This window comes from Pantoea cypripedii, from assembly GCF_002095535.1.
GTDB classification, from domain to species: domain Bacteria; phylum Pseudomonadota; class Gammaproteobacteria; order Enterobacterales; family Enterobacteriaceae; genus Pantoea; species Pantoea cypripedii.
Map to the genome: position 1 here is coordinate 297,448 of NZ_MLJI01000002.1, position 17,560 is coordinate 315,007.

The following is a 17,560-nucleotide window of genomic DNA, read 5'->3' on the forward strand; positions in this document are numbered from 1 at the left end:
AATGACTAAATAAAATCTGGCATTAGGCGCCGTTTTTATCGCTTAAAGATTCCACTGGAATGCCATCCTGTAATTTCTCTTTTCCTTCGATGATCAATTTATCCCCAGCCTTTAAGCCATTTAATACAATTCTTTTATCGTTGAACTGATCACCAATTTCGATCTGCTTTCGCTCAGCTTTATTTTCGGCTGTTTCAAGCCAGACATAGGTATTGTCCTGCGCATGCTGAATAGCTTTTTCCGGAATAGCGATGCCATTATTGTCCAGTAAGCGGCTAATTTTGACGCGTACAAACATACCGGGCATCAGCTCCCCCTGCGGGTTTTCAGCTTCTGCGCGTAACACTACATCACCCGTTTCGTTATTCACGTTGATGCCTGAGAAAAGTAATCGCGGCCTGACGTTGTAAGGATGATTATTCTCATCAAACAGCGATACCGTAACTTGTGATTCGCGTTGGTTATGCGCCAGTAAACCTCGTAATTCGGCGGCAGGCAGGCGGGCATCGATATATACACTTCGCGTTTGCTGGATAGTGGCCATGGCCTGCGTATCGGAGGCGCTGACTAACGCTCCCTCGGTCACAAATTCCTGATCGATACGACCATCAATCGGCGCCCGCACCGTTGAATAAGCTAATTCCAACTTTCTCCGTTCGAGCGTGGCTCGTGCCTGCGCGACATCAGCGGCGGCACCGGCACTATTGGCGCTGGCATCATCATAATCCTGATGGCTCACTGCGCCTGTTTTTTGCAGCAGTTTCAGCCGTTCTGCCCGGGACCTAAGCTGCCGGTAAGTGGCTTCGGCCTTAACCAGCGCTGCATTAGCCATTTGAACATCCGCTTCAAAAGGTGCGGGATCGATTTGAAAAAGGGGCTGCCCGGTTTTGACGTCCGAACCCTGAGAAAACAAGCGAGATACCACAATCCCTCCCACCTGCGGTCTGATCTGCGCGGTTTTAATGGCGCTGATACGGCCAGGCCAGGTGCGCACCAGCGAAACCTCTGAGGGCTGGAGCGTGGTGACGGCAACCTGCACAGGTTGCGGCGGGGCGCCTGACGCGGTTTCTTCCTGTTTGCAGCCTGCTGCCGTTAAAATGGCGGCTGCAACGATTAATGCCAGTCCCTTTGTCTTCATAAAGTTTCAACCCGGTGAGTAATGTGAGAGTGCAAAACGAGGAGGGTACGCGGTGTTTATTGAGGAAGGGTGCAGGTATTATGTAGATTGTGTGGAGATGAAAAATAAAAATATTATTCTTAACAGCGACGGTCTGATGCAATAAGGTAATGAAATGAATATGACGCCTTTAATCCTGTTAGCCGAAGATGATGCGGAAATCGCCGACATTGTTATCGCCTATTTAAAACAAAGTGGTTTTGAAACGTTGCACGCTGCTAACGGTAAGGATGCATTGGATTTATACGATAAGACGCAACCGGCATTAATCATTCTGGATATACGCATGCCATTGATGGATGGCTGGCAAGTGTTGACCGAACTCCGCCGTCGTGGCGATACGCCCGTTCTGATGCTGACAGCGAATGATGACAATGCGGATAAATTATCGGCATTGCGCATCGGTGCAGACGACTATGTTGTCAAACCCTTTAATCCGGCCGAGGTCGTTGCCCGAACCCAGGCAATATTAAGGCGCACGGGTAATGCTCAGGCGAAAAATAAACCCAGAGTCAGCGTTCATAACCAAATTGAATTTTATCATGACGAGCACCGAATTATTCTGCGTCATTCCGGTGAGGATATCGCCTCTCGTCTTACTTCAACGGAATTCAGAATACTTGAACGCCTGGCCGAAGCGCCGCGAAAAGTTTTTAGTCGGCTGGAGATTCTTGAGTCTTGCCTGCCTCAGGGAGAAACGCTGGAAAGAACCGTTGATAGCCACATCAGTAAACTGAGAAAAAAATTAGAGGATGCTGGTGTGCCGGGCATCCCCGAAAGTGTACGCGGCTTCGGCTATCGGCTGGGGGATTAACATGAAAGGATCAGGGTTAAGTCGACATCTCATTATTTTAATGATCCAGCTCGTCTGTTCTTCATTGCTCATCACCTTCATTACCTGGTATGCGTGGGTCGGCCTCGCGGTGATGGTATTTGGCGAACAAGCAAAACAATTCGAGTATGTCGCCACCACCTCGGACTGGGTGCAACTTGGTGTATCTGCCGGACTTTCGATTATCGTGGCCGTCATTACCGCAGTCAGGTTTGCAAAAAAGATTCTTCATCCACTGCAATCCCTGGCCGATAGCGCACGCCGTATCGCCGGTGGTGAACTCAGTGCCAGAGCCGATGCCGGGGATCGCAGACTCTCGGAAACCGCTGCCCTGGTCGATGATTTCAACATCATGGCTGAAAAACTTGAGGTGGCTTCTGGTGAAATCGTGACGTGGAATGCCGCCATCGCACATGAGCTGAGAACGCCAGTCACCATTTTGCGTGGCAGACTTCAGGGGCTGGCCGATGGCATCTTTCCGCCGGAGCAGGGGTTATTTAAAAATCTCGTGCGGCAGACGGAAGGACTGGCAAGGCTGATCGAAGATCTGCGTACCTTAAGTCTGGCCGCCAGTGAACACTTTTCCTTACGCGCCGAGAAGGTGGACATTGCGCAGGAGCTGATTAGCGTCGTCGAGCTGGTCAAACCCGCCATGAGTGAAAAACATCTCTCTGTGATTACGAAAGTGGATTCAGTTGACCTCAGGTGTGATGCGGCACGCGTCCGGCAAATGATCCTTGCGCTGCTGGATAATGCCCGCCGCTATGCCGTGCCTGGGGTGGTTTTGCTGGCATGTCAGCAACATGCTGAAGGGGTGATCATCAGTATTGAAGACGAGGGGCCGGGTATTCCCGAGGACAAGATCGGCTCTATTTTTGATGCTTTTAGTCGGCTGGATCATTCCCGTTCGCGTGACAGTGGTGGGACAGGCCTGGGTCTGGCTGTCGTGAAGGCCATCGCTCTTGCCCATCACGGATATGTTAAATATGAGCGCAGTGAACTAGGCGGAGCAGGTTTTAAGGTTTTTCTTCCTTTTGACCAAATCCCCTAATAACACCACGAAAACGTTAATGATGGATCCGCCCGGAAGAAGGATATCGGGTTCAGCGGTGCGACTTTTGTCAGTTCGCCACTTTTACCAGCGCCTCAGACTTGCTGAGCAGATACGGGCGCAGATAACCCACCGTATTTGACAGCAATAACACATCCGGATGCAGCTGAATATTGAGTACATCCTCAACATATTGCCGCCGCGCCTGCATACGCTGCCAGACCTCCGGCCAGGCTTCAGCAATCTCCGCCTGTAGCTGGGCATCCGCCAGCGCAACGGTGTCTTCAATGCTGCATCCACCGTAGCCTTTGACGGAAGGAATAATATCGATCTGCAACAGCATGCCGCTGCCCAGCACCGCTTTGGAGCCACTGCTGACCGGTGAACATAGCCATTCTTCATCCGCTACCAGGTGGCCGGGATTGAGATGCCAGTGCCAGCGGTCCTTTGGCAGCACATGCTCAACAATCTGGTACAACTCGCCACCTGTCAGGCCGCATCGGAGACTTTCAAGCCAGGTGACGACGGCGTGATAATAAGGCTGGGCCACGCGCGGCAGATAATCCGTCACTTCGGCGGGTAATTCGTCTGCTGCGGCGACAACGTAGGCTGCGCGGCTGCTTAATCCGCCTTTGTAACCTACCGTCAGCGAGAACTTATCACCCAGTGCGATGAGTTTATCGCGTGGATAAAGCGTGGCGTGGGTAAAACGATCGCCGGTGGCCGCAATGGAGATCACGCTCGATGGCTGTCCCGAGGCGGCCAGTAACTGCCCAATCGACTTTTCACTTTTGCCAACCTCGATGGCATCAAGCGCGTTGAGCAGGCAGGTGGACGCCAGATTGGCACCGTATTCGTAGAATGCCACTTCGGCTGCGCTGTTATGGATACGGACGCCCGTTTCCGGCGAGATAAACAGTCCGGTAGCGTTAATCACGTTATGTTTACCGCCGCTCGCCTGAAAAACAGCATCCACGACAAATGCCGGGACATCGAACAGTTGTTTTGCTGCACTCAGGCCGCTAAACAACTTCCAGCCTGCGATACCGGTACGTGACGACGCAGTGATACCACAGCTTTCCAGCAGTTTGTGTAGCGGTTGATCACCGTCCATCGGCTGATTCGGCAGAGAAAAAATGGGGGCGTGCAGGCAGTTACCTGTGTTGCGGGCGAACGGCACCAGTTTGAGGTTTTCATTGCCCATCACCCAGCTAAGCGTTCCTTGCGCACTGATGACCAGTAAGGCTTCCTCGAAACGCGGAATAAAACCGGAGAGATATTCAAAGTTGCCGCCATGTTCTTTGTCGGCATAGATGACCAGAAACTCAAGCCCCTGTGCGCTCATCGCCGCGAGAACGTTCGCGAGGCGCTGATGCATCACTTCATCCGGGATCACCGGCGTTGTGACATCCGGGAAGGTGGGAGGAGCCGGTTTCTTCATCAGCCTGTAGGGGTATTGCTGCGTCATTTACCGTCTCCTAAGAGTTTGTCGTGTTAACGGGGAACGAACAGGTCCCCCCGTAGCGTATAAGAACCCAGCATGTCCTGGGTCTTTTTCGTCAGCCAGCCCACAATTCGGGTTGCCAGCGCATCCATGGAATATTCAATCGCCGGGATGGTGGGCAGGCCAGGCAAATGTACGGAACCGGCCAGGCTAAATACCATGATGTCGCCCGGCACCGATTTATTAAATGCCTGGAGCTGCGTCATCACCTGCTGCGCTTCCTGATCGTTTGCCACTAACAAGGCATTAAAATTCAGGGTGCTGGCATTGTTGAGCAGCACCTGCAGCGCCACCGACGAAGAGGGCGAGTCCATCAGCACCAGATTACGATTATAGGGCAGGAGGTTATTTTCCAGCGCCAGTTTATAACCGAATAACACCTGTTCCCCTGCATTTCCGGCGTCAGGATAGATCAAGGCGATCTGCCGCTTCCCCTGGCTAATCAGGTAATTACAGGCGGTTTCGGCGGCGAAGGCGTGATCAAACTGGAGGCTATTTGGCCATGCAGTTTCGGCACAATCCACCAGGATGACATTGTCGTCCTGAATATCGAGGGGGAAGCGGGCACCAATGATCAGCACATCATCGCACAGCCCGCAGGTCAGCTCATCAAGGGCATTCATCACATCGGTTTTACTGCTGGCAAAGCGCAACAGCAGATGTTTTTGATGCTGGCTCAGTTGTTTTTCCAGTGCATAGAGATAGCCGGTGGTCTGATTGATGTTTTCCTGCGCGCAGATAACACCAATGCAACCGGTGGACTGGCTGAACAACGATTGAGCAATGACGTTAGGCCGATATTTCAGCTCGTCCACCGCTTTCAGCACTGCGAGGCGGCTGGCTTCCTTCACGCCGCGCGAACCACTCAACACCCGAGACACTGTGGCTTTTGAGACCCCAGCTAAGCGCGATACATCGTTGATCGTAGACATCTTTCTCCCCGGATACTCTGAACAAACTTTCGCCAGCGGCAGTATAGCGATTTCGATTCTGGATGGAAACCGGATTTCCATTTCAGCATAAAACACATCCATATTGCCGGTATTTTGTGATGGGAATCTAATAAAAAAACCACCAATGAATAATAAATTGACCGTTATCACATTTCATTGGCTGCTTGATGGAAACCGGTTTCCGTATGGTATCCAATCATAACCACATTGAGGCATATCACTGAAGGATGGATAACGATGGTCAGGATTATGTTGTGTTGTTCAGCGGGGATGTCCACCAGCATGCTGGTGCGCAAAATGCAGGACGTGGCGCAGAAAAGGGGATTGGCTGTCGATATCGCCGCCTATGGGGTGACCGAATTTGATGAGCAATTTTCACGTTATCAGGTGGTTTTGCTGGGGCCACAGGTGAAATACATGCTGAAAACGCTGGCGGATAAAGCAGCCAGCGCGGGGATCCCCGTCCAGCCAATCGAGATGATGGACTACGGTATGCAGCGCGGTGACAAAGTGCTGGATTACGCGCTGTCGCTTATTGAGGCAGCTCACTAAAAAGGTGATGGTATGAGCTCGTTATATCAGTCGATGATTACCGTTATCGAGCAATCGATAACGCCGTTAGCCGGACGTCTCGGGCAACAGAAATACATCATTGCGATCCGCGATGGCTTTACTGCCGCGCTGCCGTTTATGATCATCGGTTCGTTCATGCTGGTCTTTATCTTCCCGCCGTTCTCCGCCACGACGACCAACAGTTTTGCCCGTGCCTGGCTGGATTTCTCCGCGACCTACCGCGAACAACTGATGCTGCCGTTTTACCTCAGCATGGGCGTCATGACATTTTTTATCTCGGTAGGGATCGGCGCAAGCCTCGGGCGGCAGTTCTCACTGGATCCGGTGATGTCGGGCCTGCTGGCATTTATGGCATTCCTGCTGGTCGCCGCACCTTACTCCAACGGTACTATCTCCACCGCCTATCTTTCCGGACAAGGGATTTTTACCGCGCTGATCACCGCCATTTATTCAACGCGAGTCTATGCGTGGCTTAAGCAGAAAAATATCACCATCCGCTTACCTAAAGAAGTCCCCACTGGTGTTGCTCGCTCCTTTGAAATATTGATTCCGGTGGTGGTGATTATTGGCACCCTGCATCCCCTGAACTTATTTATCCAGGCGCAGACCGGCATGATTATCCCCGAGGCGATTATGCATCTGCTCGGGCCACTGGTTTCGGCGTCAGATTCCCTGCCCGCGATTTTACTTTCGGTGCTGCTGTGCCAGCTGTTCTGGTTCGCCGGTATCCACGGTGCGCTGATCGTGACCGGCATTATGAATCCGTTCTGGATGGCAAATCTCTCGGCCAATCAGGCGGCACTGGCGGCAGGCACGGCGCTGCCGCATATCTATCTGCAGGGTTTCTGGGATCACTATCTGTTGATTGGTGGCGTGGGTTCCACCTTACCGCTGGCGTTCCTGTTGTTACGTAGCCGCGCAACCCATCTGCGTACCATCGGCAAGATGGGAATTGTGCCGAGCTTCTTCAACATCAACGAACCGATTATGTTCGGCGCGCCGATCATCATGAATCCCATGCTGTTTATTCCCTTTGTCTGCGTGCCTATGGTCAACGCCATCCTTGCCTGGACGGCCACCAAAATGGGCTGGCTGGCGCAGGTGGTGTCACTCACGCCCTGGACGACGCCCGCGCCAATTGGTGCCTCATGGGCTGCCAACTGGGCCATCAGCCCGGTGGTGATGTGCCTGATTTGCATGGTGATGTCGGCCCTGATGTACCTGCCTTTCCTGCGCGCTTATGAACGTTCGCTGCTGAAGACAGAAGAACAAAAAGCCCAGGACAACACCGTGGCCCCTCTGACTAATAAATCCGGAGATAAGCGTAATGAAGTATCAGTTTCCTGAGAATTTCTGGTGGGGCAGCGCCAGTTCGGCTCTGCAAACCGAAGGAGCGAGTTTGTCTGGCGGGAAAAGTGCCACCATCTGGGATCACTGGTTTGAGCAGCAACCGTGGCGCTTCCATCAGCAGGTCGGCCCCGCAGAGACCTCAACCTTTTATCAGCACTGGCAGCAGGATATCGCCTTATTACGCCAGCTGAATCACAACAGTTTTCGCACCTCGCTGAGCTGGTCGCGCTTAATTCCAGACGGAATCGGTGAAGTGAACCCAGACGCGGTGGCCTTTTATAATCGCGTCATCGATGAACTGCTGGCGCAGGGCATCAAACCCTTCCTCACCCTGTTCCATTTTGATATGCCGCTGGCAATGCAGGAGAAAGGGGGCTGGGAAAGCCGTGAGGTGGTGGAAGCATTCGCCCGCTACGCGCAGCTGTGTTTTGAGCTGTTTGGTGACCGGGTACTGCACTGGTTCACCTTTAACGAGCCGATTGTGCCGGTTGAGGGCGGTTATCTTTATGATTTCCACTATCCCAACGTGGTCGATTTCAGGCGCGCCGCGACGGTGGCTTATCACACCGTGCTGGCCCATGCTTCGGCGGTACGCGCATATCGGGCAGGGGGTTATGGCGGCGAAATCGGCATCATCCTTAACCTGACGCCGTCATACCCGCGTTCACAGCATCCGGCCGATCTTAATGCGTCGCATCATGCGGACCTGCTGTTTAACCGCAGCTTCCTCGACCCGGTGCTGCTGGGGGAATATCCGGCGGATCTGGTGGCCTTGCTTAAGCAATACGATCAACTGCCAGCCTGTTTACCGGGTGACAGCACATTGATTGCGGCCGGTAGAATTGACCTGCTGGGCATCAATTATTATCAGCCGCGTCGGGTTAAATGCCGGGAAAATGCGGTGAACCCCGCCTCGCCATTAATGCCGGAATGGTTTTTTGACCATTATGAGATGCCGGGGCGCACGATGAATCCGTATCGCGGCTGGGAAATCTACGCGCCAGGTATTTATGACATTCTCACCAATCTGCGGGTGAACTACGGCAATCCACGCTGCTTTATTTCAGAGAACGGCATGGGGGTTGAGAATGAACAGCGCTTTGCCGCGGAGGGCCAGATTGACGATCAGTACCGCATCGATTTTATTTCCGATCACCTTAAATGGCTGCACAAGGGGATAAGCGAGGGCAGCAACTGCCTTGGCTACCATATGTGGACCTTTATTGATAACTGGTCATGGTGCAACGGCTACAAAAACCGCTACGGCTTTGTGCAGCTCGATCTCACCAGCCAACAGCGTACCGTGAAAAAAAGCGGGGAGTGGTTTGCCGCCACCGCCGCGCATAATGGTTTCAGTGAGCAGGAGTCCACATCATGATCGATTTAGAAGAAGCGGTGATGGAAATTATCGTCAATGCCGGTCAGTCGCGCAGTTTATGTTTTGAGGCGTTACAAGCGGCCCGTCAGGGGGATTTTGACGCGGCGAAAAACCTGTTGCAGGAAGCGGATACCTTCTCCCGGCAGGCCCATAAAATGCAAACAAAGTTGATTGAACAGGACGCGGGTGAGGCCCGTCAGCCGATGTCATTGATTATGGTGCATGCCCAGGACCATTTGATGACATCCCTGCTGGCGCGCGAGTTGTCCGAAGAGATTGTGCATCTTTATCAACGCTGAGGCGTGGCGGCTGGACGATCGCGGTCGTCCAGCTCGCTTATCTTAACTGACTGTCTTTGCTGCCGCGTCGGTTGTAACCGCTGTGGCTCGCTTCGCGCTTATCACGCTCGCTCTGGCATTTAATGCAATAACGCACGCCGGGTAAGGCCTGCCGACGCGCCTCGGGGATTGGTTCACCACATTCATCACAATATTCTGCACTCTCGCCGTGTGCCAGCTGACTGCGCGCCCTGGCAACCGCATCATCGACGGTGGCGTCAATCTGATCCTGAACCGCACCATCGCCAGACCAGCCGCTAGCCATATTCCGCCTCCTCTGTCTCAGTTAACCTTAAAAGAGTACAGTTAATCGCCCGTATTTGAGAAATCGAACGTTGCTCTTTTTAAGGTGACCGTGATGATCAAACCAAAAACCAATAACCGGCTCGACGAAGATATCTGCGTGCATATTTTCACCGCTTCGGCTGCGATGGTCGGCGTCTGTATTACCGTCATCGGTATTTTTCAGGTGATTACCGCCTTAAGGCGGGAAGATACGCTGGGTGACGATATGCTGGCCGTCAATGCCATTCTGTATCTGGTGACGACTATTATGTCCTACTGGGCGCTGCGCACCCGCAACCAGCGGCGCAATCATAAGCTGGAAAAGATGGTCGATATTCTTTTTCTTGTCGCATTAACCTTTACCACGGTTGCCGCCGGGGTGATTACCTGGGCCATGACGTTCACTTGATTATCACTCGTCAGGCCATCGCCAGGCAGGCACGTCCAGCATGCTTTGTCCCTTGATTCGGGTCTGCCCCAGCTCTTTTTCGAGTTCTATCATGTGGCATTCCGGGTCACGCATCAGCGCATTCACCAGCCGGTTAGCATGCGATATCACCCAAATCTGCGTGTGCTGCGATGCCTGCAAAATCAGCCGCGCCAGTGCAGGTAACAGGTCCGGATGCAGGCTGGTTTCTGGCTCGTTAAGCACCATCAGTTCCGGTGGACGCGGCGTCATCAGTGCCGCCACCCAGAGAATAAACCGCAGCGTGCCATCCGATAACTCGGCAGCAGAAAGAGGGCGCAGCAGCCCCTTTTGGTGGAAGGCCAGCGAGCTACGTCCTCCTGAATGGTGGATAACTTCGAGCCGACTGCCGGGAAATGCATCATCAATCGCATGAGCCAGCGCGTGTCGATCGCCGATTTCCATAATTGTCTGAAGCGCCGATGCCAGGTCTCGCCCGTCATGATGCAGGACGGGGGTGCGTGTCAGCAGCTGTGCCTGGCGGGCGGGTGCATCTTTATCCGTGCGAAAATGATCGTAAAAGCGCCAGTTGCGGATCGTTTCACGGACCAGGAACACTTCAGGGGCAGCGTGAGGGTCCGCCAGCTGATCAAACATGCTGCCATACACCGGTATTTGCTGAGAGACGACTTGCCACTGCCGGTCTTCCCGGATCTTAATGAGGTTGGCTTTTCGCTCCACTAAGGAGGAAGCGGGGCGATAATACGGCCCGCTAAAAATGACCTCGCGTTTGATCTCCGGATCATGGGCAAAGGCTGATGAACTCGGGGTCGGCAGACCGAGTGTGATGGCGTAGCCGAAATGGTCACTGGCGAATCCCAGCTTCAGCCGCAGCACATTGTGGCGCGGCCCGCCTTCGATCGGCACATCTCCACGCCTCATGCCAGGTGACAGCGTTTCTGGTCCGGCCCAGTAAGTTGAAGTCAGCCCGCCTTCTTCAGCCAGAGAACTAATTACCCCCTCTTTTGCTGTCTCTGCAAGCAGTCGCAGCGCCTTGTAGAGATTGGATTTCCCACTGCCATTTTCACCGGTGATGACGTTCAGCCGCCCTAACGGCAGGGTGAGATCGCAGATAGAACGATAATTGGCGATAGAAAAGCAGGTTAACATAGGCTCGGTTTTTCCCTGGATAGTGATGCCAGCTGAGTTATCGGCAGGGAGGGTTTTCTCTGACACTCCAGGACCAGGAGCGACAGTATTCCCACTCATACAAACCGTTAACTTATTGATGCTTCATTTATTAGTCATAAAATTTCAGCATGAAATTCCCGTTCAGGATTTGCCATTTCAGGAACAAACTTACTCCCGCATGCGTGACAGTGTAACTCTGTAGGCCTGATATCTCTGCCGTTGCCCGATTTCTCTTACCTGAATTTTGCAAGTAAACATGTATTTTACTGTTGGTTGCATGGGTAAGTGGTACTGTGACGGCATTATCCTTCCTGTCAGTACCCAAAGGAAAAGCATGTTAACCGGCAAACTTTTAATCAAGCCACTGTTAGTGGCATTACCCCTTTATACCTTCTTTTCATCATTGGCTGTTGCTGCACCGATGCCTGCAAATCGTGCTGAAGCGCAAAAAGTCAGCAGGCATGTTGATTCTAATATGCAAAATCAATGGGTTAATTGCAGTTCACAAGGCGAGATGAGTCAGGATAACTGCATGTATGGTTATACGGCGTTAACCTTCGACGATGCGATGAAAAAGGAAGGCTATAGCTATAAGGATACGCTGCATCAGATTGCTGAGAGCAATTCGATGACCAGTTATATGAATTCAGGTCTGAAGGCTATGTTCTCTCCAATCGCCGCATTAGAAACCAAACAGGGGACAAAGTTTTTTGTCCAGCATGACCTGGTCTACAAAAAAGATGTGAAGACATTACGGGGTATTTTTGCTGAAAATTACCCGGATGCCGTCCCACAAAAGCAAGGGAAGCATCATTCCAAAAGATATGAAAATCTATCGGATGACATGTAGCTTAATCCCCAGCCCTTTGTGGCTGGGAGAGTAGTCGGTCATATTTTGTGGTCCCGGTGGTATAGCGCCCATTCCTCGATCAATTCCCCCGAAGGCAGCGTACAGTATCCGGTGGTTTGACCATTGGAGCTGATGAGACTCAGCTTACCTCCTTTGTCATGGCAATATACCGAAGCAGGGTTGGCCATGTTAACGGGAACATTTGTTTTAACGGCGGTTCTGTTCTGACAGGCGCTTAAGGTCAGGATGGTCAGAAACAAGAATAATATTTTCATTGTGTCACTCTCATGCGGATTGGTCGTTTCCTGTCCCTCTGTTCTGCTTCCGTCTCTTCCTTCAGTACGTCGATCAGCTCCCTCAGCCCCTGCGGGGTCTGACGGTGTCCGGGATAGTAAAGATACATAGCGGGCTCCATGGGAGACCATTCCGGCAGAACGACCCTCAGGCTGCCATCCCGAAGATACGTGCTCACGCGGTCTTCAAGACAGTAGGCGATACCGGTGCCTGCGAGGGCCAGCTCTATCGCCAGCGCCGTTTCACTGACGCAAATCTGACCGGGAACATCAATAACGCGATAATCATCACCACGGCGAAACTCCCATTTATAAATGGTGCCCTGACCGGTACGCATTTGCAGGCAGGAATGCCGGCGCAGATCCTCGGGAACTGCCGGGGCGGTACGGTGATAGAGATAACGCGGGGAAGCCACTGCCACCCATTTTAAATCGGGACCCAGCCTTACAGCGACTAAATCTTCCGGCACAGTATTGCCGAAACGTATGCCTGCATCGAATCCCTCTGACACGATATCCACCATCCTGTCGTCTACGCTAATTTCAACCTCAACATCCGGGTACAGGCTGATGAACTTGGACAGATGACGGGCAATGATGAGTCTGGCGCCGTCGCTCAGTACGTTGAGACGCAGGCGGCCAACCGGACGGTCGCGCATACGGTTGATATCATCCAGTGCTTCACCTATTTCACGAAATCCCACCTCAAGCCGTAGTGCCAGGCTGGCACCCGCCTCCGTTGGTGCAACGGTACGGCTGGTCCGGTTCAGTAACCGCACGCCCAGGCGCGTTTCCAGATTACGCACGGAGTGACTGAGTGCGGACGTGCTGATCCCCAGTTCTATCGCTGCTTTAGTGAAACTGCGCAGTCTTTCGACCGCTTTGAATGCGTTGAGGTCCGCCAGGTCGCTACGCGAGAGCCTGGCAATAGGTCTTACTGGCATAATCAACATCCAATCGTTGAGTTTAATTCACTGATTCATGGGTTAATGCTAAACAATAACCGCATTCTGCCGACTTATAGTGTACTCCAACTCAACCATACTTATGCAGACCTTGCTCGGGGGGAACAATAAAAGCGATGTCAGAACAGACTTACCCTTCAGAAATGGACAGAGTACAGCCACCCGCAGGGATATTACCCGCCATGCTGGCGCTGGGGGCTGGCGGATTATGCATCGGCACCGGCGAATTCTCTCCCATGAGTTTGCTGCCGGATCTGGCGAAAGGCACCGGTGTTTCCGTTCCTGCTGCGGGGGCCTATATCAGCGCCTATGCAGCAGGCGTGGTGGTTGGTGCACCGGTGATCGCCATTCTGGGAGCACGCTGGCCGCGCAAGCTTTTGCTGCTGGCGTTGCTGCTCATTGCACTTGCCGGTTATGGCTTCAGTGCAGCAGCCTGGAGCTACAGTTCTCTGCTCATTGCCCGCTTTATTTCAGGATTGCCCCACGGTGCCTGGTATGGCGTTTCCGCGCTGGTTGCTGCGTCAATGGTGCCTTCCGATCAGAAGGCGCGTTATATCGGTTACGTGATGCTGGGGCTTGCTGTAGCCAACGTTGCCGGAGTTCCCCTGGTCACCTGGGCGGGACAATCGCTGGGCTGGCGCATGTCTTTCGCGGTAGTGACCGTGGGTATCGTTCTGACGGCGGTGATGGTGAAGCTGTTTGTTCCGTCAGTTCCGGCTGAGGGTGGAGCATCACCATTGAAGGAACTGGGGGCGTTGCGCAGCCCACAAATTCTGATGACGTTCGGGGTAGCTTCGGTCAGTTTTGCCGGTATGTTCGCCGTTTATAGCTTTATCACCCCGGCCCTTACCGAAGCCAGCGGCTTCGATCTGAAATGGGTGCCGTGGATCCTCGTGCTCTGGGGGGTTGGCATGGTCACCGGCAATGTGATTGGCGGGCGTCTGGCGGACCGAGCCTTGATCCCGTCGGTCTTTGGCATGATCTGCTGGAATATGCTCGTGCTGGGCCTTTTTGCACTCGTTGCTGCATGGAAGGTGCCGGTGTTGATCGCGATTTTCTTTCTCGGTAACGGATTCGCGCTGGTGCCTGCGCTGCAGTCTCACATGATGAATATCGCGGGTGACGCGCAGACACTGGCTTCTTCACTGACGCACAGCGCATTTAATATTTCCAATGCGCTGGGGGCCGCCTGTGGCGGACTGGCAATTGCTGCGGGGGGCTCCTGGATTTCCACAGGTTGGGTTGGCGTGGTGTTCTCAGCAATAGCGCTGTTGCTCATGTATCTCTCGGTTCACATCACCAGAAGGAGTCAGAAATGACAAATCCAGTCATCGCAGCCGGCCGCGTGGCGGTCATTACCGGTGCGGCAAAAGGTATCGGCGCGGCACTTGCCCGTCGTCTGAGCAGGGAAGGGATGCGGCTAAGCCTGTTCGACAGAGATGAAGCGGGGCTACAGGCGCTGGCAACCACCCTGGGGACGGAATGCTGTCTTGTCACCGGCGATGTGACCAGCGCTGATGATCTGACCCGCCTGCGCGATAAAACGCTTGCAGCATTCGGCGGAATCGCTCTGCTTATCAATAATGCCGGTATTAAAGCGGGCGGTGGCCCCTGGGATTCTCCCGACAAATGGCGCCACAACCTCGAAGTCAATCTGCTGTCCGCTGTGACCCTGCAACACCTGTTTGTGCCTCTGATGCTGGCGATGGAACAAAGCGGTGCGATTGTGAACCTCGGTTCAAAGGAAGGGATCACCACTCCGCCTGGCAATGCCGCTTATAGCGCTGGCAAGGCTGCCATTAAGGTGTTAACCGAGCAACTCGCCCATGAACTTTTACACGCGACATCCGGGCGTGTGACGGCTCATTTGCTGGTTCCGGGTTTTACCTGGACGGACATGAATTTCCCGGGAATGAATGAGCAGGCCGACGCTAAACCTGATGAAGCCTGGACATCGGGCCAGGTAGTGGATTATTTCGTCAAACATTTTACCGCCGGTGATTTTTACATTATCTGCCCGGATAACGCGGTGTCTTCTGATCTGGACCGGAAGCGAATCACCTGGGCAATGCAGGATATGGTTGAGAACCGTCCGGCATTGTCTCGCTGGCATCCGGACTGGCAAGAAGCATTCAACCGTTGGGTAGATATTTGCTAGTTCAGACTGGTTCTATTTAGGAATAACCTCATGATTCTTTATTCATTCTTAACTGATTTCCAGGAATCGCTTCGAAACAGAATGAAAGGTTATTTTGTTTTTTCCGCTCTGTTTAGATTGTTTGCAAAAAATCCCATTTGTCAGGTTGAGTTCAGGAAAACATCCGCATCTCCCTTCAGCTACAGCAATCGTGTTGCGTGTGGCTGGCATCACCCTTTTTCTGATAGGGGTTCTGGCAAACATAAAACGCGATTCCCTGCACTCGTACAAATGGCAGAAGGCGGACCGATTATTCTGGAGTCGTCACAGGGACCGGAGCGGATAGACCAGATAAAATATGCCGTATTTGAAGTCAATGGTCATATTTCCGTCATGCCTGCGGCAGAAAAATAAATAGCCTTATGATGAAACGCTGCACCGCTTAAGAATACCCGGTTGTTATCCGGGCTTCTTAATTCAGGACTGAGTTTGGCGAGCAGGCTCCACTGGGCCGTCCCGGTCAGCCGGTGGAAATCGCTCCTCTGTATGTGCTGCTGGCTTCTGATGAAGCAAGTTACACCTCCGGCCAGGTCTGGTGTTCTGATGGAGGCACTGGCACAGTTTGATGTTCTCTGTCATGGCCGCTGTTAGCGGCCACATTACTTAGGATGGTGGGTTCTCAAAAAGCGGGCACTTAACGACATCGTTAAAGCCAGTAATACCATACCGATAATAATACTGGCTACCCGAGTAGCCGCAATGGACGGCTCTGTGCGCCAGACTTCATCCTGAATATAAACAATCAGCCAGGCAACGGTGAACTGTCTGCCAAAGTAACTTGCCTTTGCTCCCTGCTGCAGGATGCAACCCACGGCAAGACCGACGACAAGTGTCATCAGATACGGCATCGGCCCTCCCTGTAACACTGGCATCACCACTAAGCTGACCAGCGCCGCAGTGAGACAACCGAGCAATCGCTGTTTCATACGCGACACCACCTGCTGATTTGTGTCTGTTACGCCTTCCGGGAGGGTGAGCAACGCCAGCACAGTGATGATCGCTTGCCAAAAACCTGCAAGATTAAACGTGAGGAGAAGGGCGGTAACGATGGCGACCGTCACACCACCCTGCAAAGCCAATAATATCCTCACCCGTGCCTTAAGTTTTTCTTTGTGACCGGGAGGCTTAACGGCAGAGGCAGGAACAAATATACCTGTAAGTCGCTGTAGTGGTTTAAATAGCAGGTGAGTCAGTACGCATATTGAACAACCCATTGCGACCTCTGCCACCCTTGCTGCGATAAAGATGTGTAAGTGGTGGATGTCGAAGGTGTGCTGCGCTTCTGCCATCACCATTATGGCCGTTACACCTCCCAGCACCCATGCATACGAAAAGGCAGAACCATTTGCCAGCCAAACAGTCATTCCGCCTGTAAGCGCAGATAACAGCGTTAAAGCAATGGGATTGTGAGCAATGAGGGGCAACAAAATTAATGCAAGGGCACCTCCAGCCAGCGTTCCCAGTACACGCTGAATGGCACGCACTAAACTTTCAAAGGTGGTGTTTTTCATCACGGCGAAGCTGCTCAAGGCGGCCCAGCCGGGATAAGTCATTCCTGATGCATCAGAAATTAAAACGGTGAGAAGTACAGCGACAATCACCTGCAATGAGAACAACAAATGCTCAGGTGGGATTTGCCAATAATTCCGCATGGTTCGAAAATGCATCAATTGGTCTCCTCACACCCGGCATTCGACAATGGTGGCCGCTCCCGATTTTGCAGCACTAATAATCAGGATAGTGTTGGCTGACGTTATGGTCTTTTAAATTTCTCAAGGCGACTCTGGAGAGTCCATTAACGTTTAAGGAAGGTTGGCTTCAGGGCATATTTACCGTCACCCGTCAGGGCAAGAACGATCAGACCCACAATCCAGAAAGCAGGGAATTCCCAGCCACCATTCGGATTAGTAAAGAAGAAACCAGCCGGGCCGTGGACGCTATAGATGGCACCCAGTAAAACCGGAATTAACAGTACAGCCACGACGCGAGCATAAACACCGAGGATAAGTGCAATGGCACCCACAAATTCTACGGCCATCGTGACATAGGCCAGGCCACCAGGCAGGCCGAGTGATGCGAAGAATTTTGCTGTCCCGGCGGGTGTGAAAACAAAGAACTTCAGACCGAAATGGGCCAGGAACAGGATGCCCAGCGCGATGCGCATGATAAAAGCGGCGTAAGGGGTGGTACGGTTATCAGTCATGGTTATATCCTCTC

The 17,560-nt window shown here is 52.8% G+C and carries 20 protein-coding genes and 1 pseudogene; 12 read left to right on the forward strand and 9 right to left on the reverse strand.

Features of this window, described 5'->3' with window-relative positions:
- Positions 1-22: 22 nt before the first annotated feature.
- Positions 23-1,138, reverse strand: a complete 1,116-nt coding sequence (locus tag HA50_RS22565; protein ID WP_084879082.1) for an efflux RND transporter periplasmic adaptor subunit — start codon at positions 1,136-1,138, stop codon at positions 23-25.
- A 154-nt stretch (positions 1,139-1,292) separates the two neighbouring features.
- On the opposite strand from HA50_RS22565, the gene HA50_RS22570 reads away from it, so the two are divergent.
- On the forward strand, positions 1,293-1,991 hold the full coding sequence (locus HA50_RS22570) for a response regulator (RefSeq protein WP_084879083.1): 699 nt from the start codon (positions 1,293-1,295) through the stop codon (positions 1,989-1,991).
- Between the two features lies 1 nt (position 1,992).
- The gene (locus tag HA50_RS22575) at positions 1,993-3,060 is read left to right on the forward strand and encodes an ATP-binding protein (RefSeq protein ID WP_158087433.1); all 1,068 of its coding nucleotides are present in this window, start codon (positions 1,993-1,995) and stop codon (positions 3,058-3,060) included.
- A 70-nt stretch (positions 3,061-3,130) separates the two neighbouring features.
- Here HA50_RS22575 and HA50_RS22580 read toward each other — a convergent pair whose 3' ends face one another.
- Together HA50_RS22580 and HA50_RS22585 are read right to left on the reverse strand one after the other, a co-directional pair.
- Entirely contained in the window at positions 3,131-4,528 is a 1,398-nt protein-coding gene (locus HA50_RS22580) for a M24 family metallopeptidase (protein WP_084879085.1), read from the reverse strand.
- Between the two features lie 26 nt (positions 4,529-4,554).
- Positions 4,555-5,496, reverse strand: a complete 942-nt coding sequence (locus HA50_RS22585) for a LacI family DNA-binding transcriptional regulator (RefSeq protein WP_084879086.1) — start codon at positions 5,494-5,496, stop codon at positions 4,555-4,557.
- 258 nt (positions 5,497-5,754) lie between these two features.
- Between HA50_RS22585 and HA50_RS22590 the strand changes: the two genes are divergently transcribed.
- From HA50_RS22590 to HA50_RS22605, 4 genes are read left to right on the forward strand one after another with little or no spacing between them, the layout of a single operon-like run.
- Entirely contained in the window at positions 5,755-6,069 is a 315-nt protein-coding gene (locus HA50_RS22590; protein ID WP_084879087.1) for a PTS sugar transporter subunit IIB, read from the forward strand.
- 12 nt (positions 6,070-6,081) lie between these two features.
- Positions 6,082-7,437, forward strand: a complete 1,356-nt coding sequence (locus HA50_RS22595) for a PTS sugar transporter subunit IIC (protein WP_084879088.1) — start codon at positions 6,082-6,084, stop codon at positions 7,435-7,437.
- Positions 7,418-8,818, forward strand: coding sequence for a glycoside hydrolase family 1 protein (locus HA50_RS22600; protein WP_084879089.1), 1,401 nt, complete (start codon positions 7,418-7,420; stop codon positions 8,816-8,818). The genes HA50_RS22595 and HA50_RS22600 overlap by 20 nt, the downstream gene beginning before the upstream one ends.
- Positions 8,815-9,117 (forward strand): PTS lactose/cellobiose transporter subunit IIA, encoded by a 303-nt coding sequence (locus HA50_RS22605; RefSeq protein WP_084879090.1) that lies wholly within the window; start codon positions 8,815-8,817, stop codon positions 9,115-9,117. Before HA50_RS22600 ends, HA50_RS22605 begins: the two co-directional genes overlap by 4 nt.
- 37 nt (positions 9,118-9,154) lie before the next feature.
- Here HA50_RS22605 and HA50_RS22610 read toward each other — a convergent pair whose 3' ends face one another.
- Positions 9,155-9,421 (reverse strand): DksA/TraR family C4-type zinc finger protein, encoded by a 267-nt coding sequence (locus HA50_RS22610; RefSeq protein ID WP_084879091.1) that lies wholly within the window; start codon positions 9,419-9,421, stop codon positions 9,155-9,157.
- 93 nt (positions 9,422-9,514) lie between these two features.
- Between HA50_RS22610 and HA50_RS22615 the strand changes: the two genes are divergently transcribed.
- The gene (locus HA50_RS22615) at positions 9,515-9,850 is read left to right on the forward strand and encodes a hypothetical protein (RefSeq protein WP_084879092.1); all 336 of its coding nucleotides are present in this window, start codon (positions 9,515-9,517) and stop codon (positions 9,848-9,850) included.
- 3 nt (positions 9,851-9,853) lie between these two features.
- On the opposite strand, the gene HA50_RS22620 is transcribed toward HA50_RS22615, so the two are convergent.
- The gene (locus tag HA50_RS22620; protein WP_084879093.1) at positions 9,854-11,017 is read right to left on the reverse strand and encodes an AAA family ATPase; all 1,164 of its coding nucleotides are present in this window, start codon (positions 11,015-11,017) and stop codon (positions 9,854-9,856) included.
- Between the two features lie 355 nt (positions 11,018-11,372).
- Between HA50_RS22620 and HA50_RS22625 the strand changes: the two genes are divergently transcribed.
- Positions 11,373-11,888 (forward strand): hypothetical protein, encoded by a 516-nt coding sequence (locus HA50_RS22625; protein WP_084879094.1) that lies wholly within the window; start codon positions 11,373-11,375, stop codon positions 11,886-11,888.
- Between the two features lie 38 nt (positions 11,889-11,926).
- On the opposite strand, the gene HA50_RS32065 is transcribed toward HA50_RS22625, so the two are convergent.
- Both HA50_RS32065 and HA50_RS22635 read right to left on the reverse strand, forming a co-directional pair.
- Positions 11,927-12,163 (reverse strand): putative hemolysin, encoded by a 237-nt coding sequence (locus tag HA50_RS32065; protein WP_084879095.1) that lies wholly within the window; start codon positions 12,161-12,163, stop codon positions 11,927-11,929.
- Positions 12,160-13,125, reverse strand: coding sequence for a LysR family transcriptional regulator (locus HA50_RS22635; protein WP_084880141.1), 966 nt, complete (start codon positions 13,123-13,125; stop codon positions 12,160-12,162). The genes HA50_RS32065 and HA50_RS22635 overlap by 4 nt, the downstream gene beginning before the upstream one ends.
- A 137-nt stretch (positions 13,126-13,262) precedes the next feature.
- Here HA50_RS22635 and HA50_RS22640 point away from each other — a divergent pair, with 137 nt between their 5' ends.
- The 4 genes and pseudogenes from HA50_RS22640 to HA50_RS22655 all read left to right on the forward strand — a co-directional run.
- The gene (locus HA50_RS22640; protein WP_084879096.1) at positions 13,263-14,465 is read left to right on the forward strand and encodes an MFS transporter; all 1,203 of its coding nucleotides are present in this window, start codon (positions 13,263-13,265) and stop codon (positions 14,463-14,465) included.
- Positions 14,462-15,304, forward strand: a complete 843-nt coding sequence (locus HA50_RS22645; RefSeq protein WP_084879097.1) for an SDR family NAD(P)-dependent oxidoreductase — start codon at positions 14,462-14,464, stop codon at positions 15,302-15,304. Before HA50_RS22640 ends, HA50_RS22645 begins: the two co-directional genes overlap by 4 nt.
- A 30-nt stretch (positions 15,305-15,334) precedes the next feature.
- Entirely contained in the window at positions 15,335-15,697 is a 363-nt protein-coding gene (locus HA50_RS22650; protein WP_139811007.1) for a DUF421 domain-containing protein, read from the forward strand.
- A 71-nt stretch (positions 15,698-15,768) separates the two neighbouring features.
- Positions 15,769-15,909 (forward strand): annotated as a pseudogene (locus tag HA50_RS22655) (SDR family oxidoreductase); the annotation flags it as partial.
- A gap of 33 nt (positions 15,910-15,942) precedes the next feature.
- Here HA50_RS22655 and HA50_RS22660 read toward each other — a convergent pair.
- Both HA50_RS22660 and HA50_RS22665 read right to left on the reverse strand, forming a co-directional pair.
- On the reverse strand, positions 15,943-17,010 hold the full coding sequence (locus HA50_RS22660) for an FUSC family protein (RefSeq protein WP_084879099.1): 1,068 nt from the start codon (positions 17,008-17,010) through the stop codon (positions 15,943-15,945).
- Positions 17,011-17,138: 128 nt separating this feature from the next.
- Entirely contained in the window at positions 17,139-17,546 is a 408-nt protein-coding gene (locus HA50_RS22665; protein ID WP_084879100.1) for a DoxX family protein, read from the reverse strand.
- Positions 17,547-17,560: the final 14 nt, after the last annotated feature.